The following is an 11,494-nucleotide window of genomic DNA, read 5'->3' as shown; positions in this document are numbered from 1 at the left end:
GGGGCGGGTGCTCTCGTCCCATACGCGGGCGTCGGTGAGGCGTACACCGTCGTCCGGCGTCGGAACGGCGGCCAGCGGGGCTCCCTGAGCGGCAGCGGCCTGCGACCTGAGTGCCGGTGAGCCGGGCCGCTGCGCGCTGTTCTGGGTCTGCGAACCGGCGCGCTCGGCGGCGACGAGCTCGCGTACGGCTGGGGCGGTTTCCAGGGCGAAGCGCTGGATCGCGGAGGGGTCGCCGACCATGAGGGTGAAGACGCTGACGCCGTGCGTGAGGGCGATCTCGGCGAGCTGGGCGGGGGGCAGCTCCTCGCCCAGGTTGAGCAGGCGGCGGATGTTCTTGGGCGAGCGCCCCGCCTCGGTGGCCGCCTCGTCGATGATGGCGTTGCCTTCGCCGATCTTGCCGATGCTTCCGAGGTGGGGAAGGGAGGGGAGCCAGCCGTCCGCGAGCCGTCCGGTGAGCCGGAGCATGCGAGGCTTGTACGCGCCGAGCCAGATCCCGATGTCGTGGGCCGGCCTCGGGCCGCGCTGGGCGCCGTCGATCCGGTAGTGCTCGCCATGGTGATGGATGCCGCCTGCGGTGGCGGTGTCCCAGGCGGCGCGGATGATCGGGATGCCCTCCTCAAGCGCGTCCACGCCCTGGGCGGGAGTGAGGCGGGGCCCGCCTATGGCGGCGATGGCGTCCCAGAAGCCGCCGGTGCCGAGCGCGAGCTCGAAGCGGCCGTGGCTGAGGATGTCGAGGCTGGCGGCGGCCTGGGCGAGCATGGCGGGCGGGCGCAGCGGCAGCGGGTGAACGTTGCCGGCCAGCCGGATCGATTCCGTGCCGGCCGCCACGTAACTGAGCAGGGTCCAGGTGTCGAGGAAGGCAGGCTGGTACGGGTGGTCCTGGAAGGTGACGAGGTCGAGTCCGGCGCGTTCGGCGAGCTGGGCGAGGGCTACGACGGTGTCGGCCTGCTGGGCGTGTGGCACCAGGTTGGCGCTGAAGAGGAGGTCGTGGCCGTAGTCGGGCATGGGGGTTGGCTCCTTGGTTGTGCCGTTCGCCGCCGGAGACGCCTACGTAGTTGGTGTTGCGAACTATTTGCGTACGAGAAGAAATTAGTTCGTATAGCAAACCATTGTCAACTAGACTGTGTGCGTGGTGACGACGAAGCAGCCGGTCCTGGGGTTCACCGAGGCGCTCGTGCGCCTGGCGCATCTGGTGGAGGCGGTGTTCGGCGAGGTCAGCCGCGAGCATGACCTGACGCCGCAGCAGGCTCAGCTGCTGTGCCTGCTGACGGGCGGGCCGGTCGGGATGACGGAGCTGACCCGTTCGCTGCATCTGGAGAAGTCCAGCCTGACCGGGCTCGTGGACCGGGCCGAGCGGCGGGGGCTGGTGGTCCGTACGCGGGACGTGCGGGATCGGCGTGCCTGTCTCATCGAATTGACCTGCGACGGGGCACGGATCGCGGTGAAGGCGCACGACGGGGTCGCGGAGCGGCTGGATGCGCTGGCGGGTGGTCTGCCGCCGGAGCACAGGGAGCTCCTGGCGGGGGCCATCGACGGGATCCTGGCCGAGCACACCGCGCTGACCGGCATGGTCTGGCTCCCCGAGGAGCGCGACGCAGACCGCCGGACGTAGCCGATCACCTGCGAGCGCCGCATCCCCGCATCCCCGCTCGACCCGTCGCCGTCGCCGTCGCCGTCGCCGTCGCTGCGGCTGCGGCTCGGGGATTCGTGTGCGGGGTGTCGGGCGGAGCTGGGCGCTTCGGGAAATGCCGAGGCGCGTCGTGCCGCAATTCGGGAGGTTTCGGGCTTCGGGCGGTACTGGGTTGCGGGGGCGGCTTCGGGGTTCTGGTGGTTCCGGGTTGCGAGGTCGGCTTCGGGGGTTCGGGTGGTGCCGGGTTGTCCGGCAGCCCCGTGCGCGTCAGGTGGTGAGGGTGTCGGACAGGAACGTGGTCAGGGCCGCGGTCACCTCGGCGGGGCGCTCCAGGGGCGGGAGGTGGCCGGTCTCGGGCAGGTCGATGCGGCGAGCGGCCGGGATGCCTGCCGCGAGCAAGCCGGACACCTGCTGGATGCCGGGCACGTCGGACAGGCCGTTGATCACCAGTGTGGGTGCGGTGATCTCGTGCAGGCGGGCGGCGGCCGGCGGGGTGAGGAAGCGCTCGGTGGAACGAGGGCCCGTCCACGAGCGCTCGAACATCTGCGCGCACATCTCGACGGCGGACCGCCACACCTCGCCGGAGAGGTCGTCGCGGCCACGGTCGGGGCCGGCCGTCTGCCACGCAGTGTGAGCCTCCGCCATCGCGCGGACATCGGCGGGATCCACGTGGGCGGCGTCGCCGGCGCGGTAGCGTGCCAGGCGGTCGGGCGGAACCGAGGTGTGGACGCGTTCGCGGGCCTGCGCCAGCATCTCCTCCGGCCACGAGTGACCGGACAGACCAGAGCTGATCAGGGCGAGCGCGGCGACCCGGGCGGGGGCGGTCAGCGCGACCTCAGTCGAGTACGCGCCGCCCATCGAGCTGCCGACCAGTGCCGCCCGCTCGACCCCGAGCTCGTCCATGACGGCGAGCAGGTCTTCGTGGTGGCAGACGTCTCCCTCGGCGTCGCCGGAGCGGCCGAAGCCGCGCAGGTCGTAGCGGATCACCCGGTAGCGCTCCGACAGGACCCGGAACTGGTGCTCCCAAAGGCGCATGTCGCTGGTTGACCCGTGCACGAGCACCACTGTGCCGACCGGCGTCTGCGGACCCGCCTCTTCGCAGGCGATTTCGGCGTCGCCGAGGATCATCATGATCTGCAAGCTAGCCCGGGGACGGGTGGTGGAGGCGGTCTGTTCGCCATGGGCACAGCTCGCGTGGGGGAGCGGCGGCCGTGCGGAATCCCCTGTCCGGGGGAGGCCGTGGCGGGGGTGTGAACGGCAGGGTCGGTGCCGTGAAGAGTGCGTACGCGGGAATCGGGTGGACGGGCCTGTACGTGGCGTCGAAGATCGGATTCGCCGTGGAAGGGCGACTGGGGGTCACCGGCGGGCCGAGGGTCCCGCCGGAGAGTTACCTGGCCTACGGGCCCGGTGAAGTGGCGGCGGCGCAGTGGGGCAATGCGGCGGCGGGTGCGCTGATCATGGTGATCCTGCTGGTGGGCCGACTCCTGTCGGCGGGTCGGTTCTGGTTGACGAGCCGGTCTCGGCTGGTGAGCTGGTCCCGGCCGGTGGGCCGGTCTTGGCTGGTGAGCCGGTCCCGGCCGATGGACCGGTTCCGGCTGGTGAGGTGGCTCCGGGTGGTGGGCCGGTTCCGGGTGGTGGGGTGGTGGCCGTACAAGGGAGTGCTGGTCTTGCACGGAGCCTGCACGGCCATGGCGGCGGCGGCCCTATCGGGTCGCGTAGTCGGGGGTCATCACGGCGGCGAGGGTGAGGTGGGAGGCCGCCTCCTCGTGCTTGCCCTGGCGCTGGAGGGTGCGGCCGAGCAGGTGCCTGGCGTAGGAGTCGTCGGGGACCTCGGCGACCAGCGCCTCCAGCGCCGTGCGGGCGCGGTTGAGCTGGGCGGAGGCGTAGTAGGCACGGGCCGCGAGCATGCGGACGCCGCGGTCCTCGCCGTGCTCGTCGAGGAGCGGGCGGAGCAGGGTGAGGGCGCCGAGCGGGTCGCGCTGGTCGAGGAGGGAATCGGCGTGGCGCAGGCGTACGACCTCGGCGGGCAGCCGGCGGGGGATGTGGCGGCTCGCGTCCAGCAGGAAGTCTCTGATCGCCTCGGGTGACTGGGCACCGGCCAGGGCGCGGTCTCCGACGACGATCGTGGGCGAGGTCTTCACTCCCTTGGCCTTGCCGGTGAGCAGGAGCTCCCGGACCAGGTCAGCGGCGTCTGGAGCGGGCGTCCTGTTGCCGCAGGCAAGCAGGCCGGCGCGCCCGGTGTCGGTGGCGGGTCCAGTGTCGGTGGCGGGTACGGTGTCAGCGGTGAGGCCGGTCTCGGTGGTGACGCCGGTGTCAGTGGTGAGGCCGGTGTCAGTGGTGAGGCCGGTCTCGGTGGTGAGGCCGGTGGTGGTGGCGATCGCGGCCAGGGTGGCGGGGTCGCTGATGTCCTGGAAGTCGATGAAGTGTGCCTTCAGGACCCCTTCCACCACGCGATCCTGAAGCTCCGCCCCACCCTGCTCATAGGCCAGCGCGATCAGCCGGTGCGCCTGCAGCGTGCTGGCTCGCCACTCCGCCCCCCAGCGCGGCCCCAGCCCCTCGGCGGCGGCCAGGTCGGCGACCCGGACCCGGTTCTCCGCCGGGGTCAGGCCAGGCGCGCACGCGCGCAGGGCCTCGTCCGTCATCGGGTCCTGCAGCGCCTCCGCCAGCGGCACCGCCCGCTCGGGCGCCGCCGGGTCGATCTGGTACGGCCGCCAGACCACCTCCACCGGCTCCCCCTCCCAGGAGGCGAGCGCCTTCTCCAGCCGCCGCTTGCCGATGTAGGCCCATCCGCAGACCACGTCCGCCCAGATCTCGATTCGCATGCCGCCCAAACTATGCGACACTTGTCTATTAGTCAACATGTGTCGCATAAGCGATGGCTGTCGTATAGTGGCCGCGTGAACCCGGATGATCCACGCGCCCAGCGCACCCGTGCCAGGCTCAAGGCGGCGGTCCTCGACCTGGCCGCGCAGCAGGAGGTCGCGACGATCACCGTCTCCGCCCTGGCCAAACGGGCAGAGGTGAACCGGGCGACCGTCTACCTGCACTACCCCGACCTCGACGCGCTGGTCACCGATGCCATGGAGGACGCGGTCGCCGCAGTCGCCCGCGCGGCGGCCCTGTGCCCGCTCGACGCCCCGCCGGATCGCGCCCCCGGCCCGCTCGGCGAGCTGTTCGGTCATGTGGCGGCGAACGCCACCCTGTACGAGCGGATGCTGGGCCCCAACGGCAGCGCGCGATTCGCCGCCCGCATGCGCGAACGCCTCACCGGTGAGCTGACCCGGCGCTTCCATGAGGGGCGGCGGCCTGGCGGGCGGGAGGAGGTGCCGATGGACGTGCATGCCGCGTACCTCGCCGGGGCCCTGGTCGGCGTGATCGCGCACTGGGTGGCGGCAGGTGATCCGCAGGACAGGGCGGGCGAGACGGCGCTGGCCTTCTGGCGGCTCTTCCGCGAGGGCGGGCGCGGCACCTCGTCAGCTGGTTGAGGGCCGACTGTATAAGTCAGCTGCTTGAGGGCTGGAAGAACAAGTCGGCTGCTTGAGGGCCGGTGGAACAAGTCGGCTGCCTGAGGGCGGACGGTACATTTCGGCTGGTTGATGGCCGGCGGTATATGCGGTGGTCGTGTGCTCGGGCGTGCCGCATGCTGGATAATGTTCCGGTTGGTTCAGCGCGGAAGTTGGGGGTTCGTATGCGCCTCGGCAAGGTCACCGTCGCCGCTTCACGGCGAGGGCGCTACACGCGCTGCACGCGCTGAGCCGATCGCCGTCGCGTTCGCGCCGGCCGGCGATGCTCCTCGCCTGAAGCGGTCGCTCGCGTAAACGACCGTTTCTCTTCCGTCCGAGGAGCTCTTTTGCATGCCTCCATGTCCGCGCGCCTTGGCGCGGACTTCTCCAAGCTGTGGACCGCTTCCGCGGTGTCCAACATCGGTGACGGCATCACCATGGCGGCCGGGCCGCTGCTGGTCGCCTCCCTCACGGCCGATCCGGCGCTGGTGGCCGGCGCCGCGTTCGCGCAGCAGTTGCCCTGGCTGCTGTTCGCGCTGGTCAGCGGCGCGTACGTGGATCGGCTCGACCGGCGCAAGCTGATCGTGGCCGTCAACCTGCTGCGTGGCCTGGTGCTCGGCGCGCTGGCCGTCTCGGTGGCGACGGGCACGACCGGCATTCCGGTCATCTACCTGGCGTTCTTCCTGCTCGGCGTGGGGGAGACGCTGGCCGACACCGCCTCGGCCGCGCTCCTGCCCGCCATCGTGCCGCCCGAGCGGCTCGCCTCCGCCAACGCGCGGCTGATGGCCACGTTCACCCTCGTCAACCAGTTCCTGGCCAAGCCCTTGGGCGCGGGGCTCTTCGCGGTGAGTGCGGCGCTGCCGTTCGGGGTGGACGCGGTGTCCTTCGCCGTGGCCGCCGCGCTGGTGGCGACCGTGCGTCCGGTGCCCGCGCAGCCGTACGAGCGGGTGCCGGGCGGGCTGCGCGCCGAGATCGTGGCCGGGGTGCGCTGGCTGTGGGGGCACCGGCTGATGCGCACGCTGGCGCTCAGCATGGGGCTGGCGAACGTGGTGTTCTGCGCGGCGTTCGCGGTCTTCGTCCTGTACGCGCGCCGGCAACTGGGGCTCTTCGAGATCGGGTACGGCGTGCTGCTGACCACGTTCGGCGTGGGCGGCCTGGTGGGCACCGGGGTCGCGGTGCGGTTGCAGGCCAGGTTCGGGGCGGTGGCGCTGCTGCGGGCCGGGCTCCTCGTCGAGGCCGGCACCCACGCCACGCTGGCCGCCACCACCGAGCCGCTGGTCGCGGCGGCGGTCCTGGTCGTCTTCGGCGTCCACACGATGGTGTGGGGCGTCATCGCGGCGACGCTCAGGCAGCGGGTCGTCCCCAGCGGGCTGCTGGGGCGGGTCGGGAGCGTCAACGCGCTGTTCGACGTCGGAGGCGCGGCCGTCGGGTCGCTCCTGGGCGGGCTGCTCGCCGGCGCTTGGACGATCACCACGCCGTACTGGGTGGCCGCCGTCGTGGTGGCCGCCATCGCGGTCGCCGCCTGGCGCCCGCTCGCGCAGGCCGACGCCATATGACCATCGCCCCCACCGGATGCCGGCCGCCCGCGTCGAGGCCGCCCGAATCCCGGTCGCCTGAATCTCGGGCGTCTGAGTCCCGAGCGCCCGAGTCCCGGTCGCTCGCACACGGGCCGCTCCCGCACGGGCCTCCCGCGCACAGGCCGCGCGTACTCGCGCCGCCTTTACAGGGGCCGCTCGTACTCGCGCAGCCCACGCACGGCCCTTGCCCGAACTCGCGCCGTACGCGCCGTACGCGCCGCACGGGCGCCCGTGCTCCCATGACCAGCCCGCTTCCCACCAGGTGAGACCATCCATGCTTCCCGACGAACTCAAGACCGCTCTGGACCGGGTCCTGGCCCGTTACTCGCCCCAGGACCTGTCGGACTCGACCGCCCAGCTCACCGAGCGCTACCGTACGGCCGCCACCACCGGGCAGACCCACCTGCGCTCCAGAGCCGACATCGCCGCCTACGCCGCCTACCGCATGCCCGCCACCTACGCCGCCGCCGCCACGGCCATGCGCCAGGCCGCCGCGACGGCGTCGGGGTTCCGGCCGAGAACCCAGCTCGACGTCGGCGGCGGCACCGGGGCGGCGATCTGGGCGGCCCGCGAGATCTGGCCGTCGCTCGAACAGGCCACCGTCATCGAACACGATCCGCACATCATCGACCTCGGCAGGCGCCTGGCCGGCGCGTCCGAGGCGCTTCGCGGCACCGCCTGGCGGCAGGCGTCCATCCGCCCCGGTCTCGACAGGCCCGCCGCCGACCTGGTGACCATGTCGTACGCGCTGAACGAGCTGCCCCAGCAGGACCGCAGGGACGTCGTACGGTGGCTGGCCGCCGACGCCGCGCTGGTGCTCATCATCGAGCCCGGCACCCCAGCGGGTTATGCCACCATCGCGGCGGCGCGCGAGGTCCTGACCGGGCAGGGGATGACGATCGTCGCCCCCTGCCCCCACGACGGCCGGTGCCCGATCGAGCCGGGGCGCGACTGGTGCCACTTCTCCGTCAGGCTTCCCAGGACCGCCCTGCACCGGCGGGTCAAGTCGGGCACGCTCAGCTTCGAGGACGAGAAGTTCTCCTACGTCGCCGCCACGGCCGCCGGATGGCCGCGCGCCGGCGCCCGGGTCCTGCGCCACCCGCAGAAGCGCAAGGGCATGGTGTCGTTGCGGCTGTGCACCGGAGACAGCGAGGTCCGGGACGTGATCGTCTCCAAGCGCCAAGGTGACCTCTACCGCCAGGCCAGGGACGCCGGCTGGGGAGACGGGTGGTCGCCGGCTGACTAAAACCAACACGGATTGACATAGAAGGCCGGGGAGTGGTTGGGTGCAGGCGAAACCACTCCCCGCCTCCTGAAGGGCCGCCGGCCATGAGCATCGAGTTCCTGCTGACCTCGCTCGTGATCGTCATCACCCCCGGCACCGGCGTGCTCTACACGCTGGCCGCCGCCCTGTCGCGTGGCGGGCGGGCCGGGGTGGTGGCCGCGTTCGGCTGCACGCTCGGAATCGTGCCGCACATGGCGGCCGCCGTGACCGGGCTGGCCGCCCTCCTGCACACCAGCGCCGTCGCCTTCCAGGTCATCAAGTACGCGGGCGTGGCCTACCTGCTCTATATGGCCTGGAGCACGCTGCGCGAGCGCGGGGCGCTCAGCGTGGACCAGGAGGCCGCCCCGCGCTCGGCGGCCCGCGTGATCGCCGACGGGATCCTGGTCAACATACTCAACCCCAAGCTGTCGATCTTCTTCTTCGCGTTCCTGCCGCAGTTCGTGAGCGCGGGCGAGCCGTCCGCGCTGCTGCGCATGCTGGAGCTGAGCGCCGTGTTCATGCTGCTGACGTTCGCGGTCTTCGTCGCGTACGGCCTGTTCGCCGCCGCCGTGCGCAACCACGTGATCTCCCGGCCGAAGGTGCTGACCTGGATGCGGCGCGGGTTCGGGGCGACCTTCGCCGCGCTCGGGGTCAAGCTGGCGATGACCGAGCAGTAAGGCCGGGCGGTTGCACCGTTACCAATCCCGGCAAGCTCCAACATCTCGCCCCCGAGAATCCGGAAAGATCGGATTCCTGTCCGCGAGCGCGTCATCCTTGGACGGTGCAGATGACTGACCTCCTTCATGCTCTATACGCCCGGCGCCTGCGCCGTCAGGTCGTGGCGGGCCCCCTTCCGCGCCACGTCGGCCTGATCATCGACGGCAACCGGCGCTGGGCCAGGCAGCAGGGCCTGGCCAACCCGAGCATCGGCCACAAGTACGGCGCGGACCACATCGCGCACGTCATGACCTGGTGCGAAGGGCTGGGCATCGATCACCTGACCGTGTTCCTGTGCTCGACGGAGAACCTGCAGCGGCGCGGCGACGAAGAGGTCGCCTACCTGCTGCGGGTGATCGAGCAGATGGTCGCCGACCGGCTCGACCAGCCGGACGCCCGCTGGCGGGTGCACGTGGCCGGGCTGCTCGACATGCTGCCCGACTCCACCGCGCGGGCGCTCAAGAGCGCCGTCGAGGCGACCCGTACCTGCGACACCGGCTTCCACCTGACGCTGGCCATCGGGTACGGCGGCCGCCAGGAGGTGATCGACGCCCTGCGCGAGCTGCTGTACGAGCGGGCCGAGGCCGGCGAATCGATGCGGGAGCTGGCCGCGACCCTCAGCGTGGACGACATCGCCCGCCACCTGTACACCGCCGGGCAGCCCGACCCCGACCTCGTGATCCGCACGAGCGGCGAGCAGCGCATGTCGAACTTCCTGCTGTGGCAGTCGGCCTACTCCGAGCTGTACTTCTGCGAGGCGTACTGGCCGGCCTTCCGCGAGATCGACTTTCTGCGGGCGCTGCGCAGCTTCGCCGCCAGGCAGCGGCGCTTCGGCGGCTGACGCCTCCGCGAAGGCGGCGTTTCGGCCACTGGCGCCTCTCGGGTGAGGGGTGTTTCGGCGGCTGGCGCCTTCGGAGGGAGCACGCCCGAAATTCGGTTGCCCCAGCGGGGCGTGCGTGCTGAGGTGGCCGGATGGATCGTGATGAGGTGCTGGCCGTGTTCGACCGGCAGCTGCGGCGCGGGGCCACCCCCGACGCGCCGGGCGCCAGGATCGAGCAAGCCGGTGGCGTGGTGCGGCAGGTGGGCCCCGAGCACGGCTGGAACGGCGTCCTGTGGTCGGAGCTGGACCCCGGAGGGGCGGACGCGGCGATCGCCGAGCAGGTCCGCTACTTCGGCGGGCTGGGACGGGCGTTCGAGTGGAAGCTGTACGCCCACGACCGGCCCGCCGACCTCGGCCGCCGCCTCCTCGCGGCCGGTTTCACCGCCGAGCCCGAAGAGACGGTGATGGTCGCCGAGGTCGCCGGGCTGGACAAGGGCGCCGAGGCCGTACCGGAAGGCGTCCGCCTGGTCCCGGTGACCGGTGAGGCCGAGGCCGACCTGCTGGCCGCCGTCCACGAGCGCGCCTTCGCCACGGCCGCGCCGGCTGCGGCTCCCGAGCTCGCCGAGGGGACGGACGCGCCGGGTGTGGCGCGTGAGCAGGTCAGGCGGCGGCTGCTCGACCAGCTCGCCGCCGGGACCGCCATCGCGGTCGTCGCCATGGCCGGCGACGTGCCGATCAGCGCCGCCCGCATGGACATGCACCCCGGCACCCGGTTCGCGAGCCTGTGGGGCGGCGGCACCGTGCCAGGCTGGCGCGGGCGAGGCGTCTACCGCGCGCTGGTCGCCTACCGGGCCCGCGAGGCCGCCGCGCGTGGCTACGACTACCTGCAGGTCGACGCCTCCAGCCAGAGCCGGCCGATCCTGCTGCGGCTGGGGTTCGCCGCGCTCACCACGACGACGCCGTACGTCCACCCTTGAGTACCCTTGACTCGTCCCGCTCCGCCACCTGCGAGGAGACCACCCCGTTGCCCGGAACGAACCCGCGCGAGCTCGGCCTGGCCGCCGACTGTGAGAGCTGCTTCGGGTTGTGCTGCGTCGCGCTGCCGTTCTCGGCCTCGGCCGACTTCGCGACGGACAAGGACGCCGGGCAGCCCTGCCACAACCTGCGCGAGGACTTCCGCTGCTCCATCCACCAGCAGCTCAGGCCGCGCGGCTATCCCGGCTGCACCGTGTTCGACTGCTTCGGGGCCGGTCAGAAGGTCTCGCAGACCACGTTCGATGGCACGAGCTGGCGGCAGGGGCCGGGCACGGCCAGGCAGATGTACGCCGTGTTCGCGGTCATGCGGCAGCTGCACGAGCTGCTGTGGTACCTGGCCGAGGCGCTGACGCTGGAGCCCGCCGAGCCCGTGCACGCCGAGCTGCGCCGCGCGCTCGACGAGACCGAGCGCCTGAGCCGCGAGAGCGCCGACGTGCTGGAGAAGCTGGACGTGTCGGCGCACCGGGCCGAGGTCAACCCGCTGCTCCTGCGTACGAGCGAGCTGGTCAGGGCCGGCGGCAAGGGCAAGGACCGGCGCGGCGCGGACCTGATCGGGGCCAGGCTCAAGGGGGCGGACCTGCGGGCGGCCGACCTGCGCGGGGCGTACCTCATCGGGGCCGATCTGCGGGGCGCCGACCTGCGGCGGGCCGACCTGATCGGGGCCGACCTCAGGGGCGCGGAGCTCGCGGGCGCCGACCTGACGGACGCCATCTTCCTCACCCAGGCGCAGGTGAACGCCGCCCGGGGCGACGCCGCCACCCGGATCCCGGCCGCGCTCACCCGCCCGCCGCACTGGGCCGGCCTGCCCGAGCCCCGCGACCGCCGCCCAGGCTCAGGACCGGGCACCCGAGGCAGGCCCGCCGGAACCTGTCTCTTATACACGTCTAAAAAAAAAATATGTATTATTGCATTAATAGTCAATGAAGAACGAAAAAACATAAGTAAGAG

Annotated in this window: 10 protein-coding genes and 1 pseudogene; 8 read left to right on the top strand and 3 right to left on the bottom strand. The window is 72.0% G+C overall.

Annotated features, from left to right (window positions below):
• On the bottom strand, window positions 1–1,005 hold a 1,005-nt coding region (locus ETD85_RS54220; protein ID WP_138697677.1), incomplete at its 3' end, for an LLM class flavin-dependent oxidoreductase.
• Between the two features lie 124 nt (window positions 1,006–1,129).
• On the opposite strand from ETD85_RS54220, the gene ETD85_RS54215 reads away from it, so the two are divergent.
• Window positions 1,130–1,612, top strand: coding sequence for a MarR family winged helix-turn-helix transcriptional regulator (locus ETD85_RS54215; protein WP_206059473.1), 483 nt, complete (start codon window positions 1,130–1,132; stop codon window positions 1,610–1,612).
• Between the two features lie 285 nt (window positions 1,613–1,897).
• On the opposite strand, the gene ETD85_RS54210 is transcribed toward ETD85_RS54215, so the two are convergent.
• Together ETD85_RS54210 and ETD85_RS54205 are read right to left on the bottom strand one after the other, a co-directional pair.
• Window positions 1,898–2,761, bottom strand: coding sequence for an alpha/beta fold hydrolase (locus ETD85_RS54210; protein ID WP_138697676.1), 864 nt, complete (start codon window positions 2,759–2,761; stop codon window positions 1,898–1,900).
• A gap of 572 nt (window positions 2,762–3,333) precedes the next feature.
• The gene (locus ETD85_RS54205; protein ID WP_138697675.1) at window positions 3,334–4,452 is read right to left on the bottom strand and encodes a DsbA family protein; all 1,119 of its coding nucleotides are present in this window, start codon (window positions 4,450–4,452) and stop codon (window positions 3,334–3,336) included.
• A 75-nt stretch (window positions 4,453–4,527) separates the two neighbouring features.
• On the opposite strand from ETD85_RS54205, the gene ETD85_RS54200 reads away from it, so the two are divergent.
• The 7 genes and pseudogenes from ETD85_RS54200 to ETD85_RS54170 form a co-directional block, all read left to right on the top strand.
• Window positions 4,528–5,115, top strand: coding sequence for a TetR/AcrR family transcriptional regulator (locus tag ETD85_RS54200; RefSeq protein WP_138697674.1), 588 nt, complete (start codon window positions 4,528–4,530; stop codon window positions 5,113–5,115).
• A 377-nt stretch (window positions 5,116–5,492) separates the two neighbouring features.
• On the top strand, window positions 5,493–6,689 hold the full coding sequence (locus tag ETD85_RS54195) for an MFS transporter (RefSeq protein ID WP_206059472.1): 1,197 nt from the start codon (window positions 5,493–5,495) through the stop codon (window positions 6,687–6,689).
• 295 nt (window positions 6,690–6,984) lie between these two features.
• Window positions 6,985–7,956, top strand: a complete 972-nt coding sequence (locus ETD85_RS54190; protein ID WP_138697672.1) for a small ribosomal subunit Rsm22 family protein — start codon at window positions 6,985–6,987, stop codon at window positions 7,954–7,956.
• Window positions 7,957–8,039: 83 nt separating this feature from the next.
• A complete protein-coding gene (locus ETD85_RS54185) occupies window positions 8,040–8,651 on the top strand; it encodes a LysE family translocator (RefSeq protein ID WP_138697671.1) in 612 nt (203 codons plus the stop codon).
• A gap of 110 nt (window positions 8,652–8,761) precedes the next feature.
• Window positions 8,762–9,532 (top strand): polyprenyl diphosphate synthase, encoded by a 771-nt coding sequence (gene uppS / locus ETD85_RS54180; protein WP_138697670.1) that lies wholly within the window; start codon window positions 8,762–8,764, stop codon window positions 9,530–9,532.
• A gap of 131 nt (window positions 9,533–9,663) precedes the next feature.
• Window positions 9,664–10,488, top strand: a complete 825-nt coding sequence (locus ETD85_RS54175) for a GNAT family N-acetyltransferase (RefSeq protein WP_138697669.1) — start codon at window positions 9,664–9,666, stop codon at window positions 10,486–10,488.
• A 47-nt stretch (window positions 10,489–10,535) separates the two neighbouring features.
• Window positions 10,536–11,342: pseudogene (locus ETD85_RS54170) on the top strand (pentapeptide repeat-containing protein); the annotation flags it as partial.
• Window positions 11,343–11,494 lie beyond the last annotated feature (152 nt).

The sequence above is a fragment of the Nonomuraea zeae genome, assembly GCF_005889725.1.
Classification (GTDB): domain Bacteria; phylum Actinomycetota; class Actinomycetes; order Streptosporangiales; family Streptosporangiaceae; genus Nonomuraea; species Nonomuraea zeae.
This window is presented reverse-complemented; position numbering and strand designations above follow the sequence as displayed.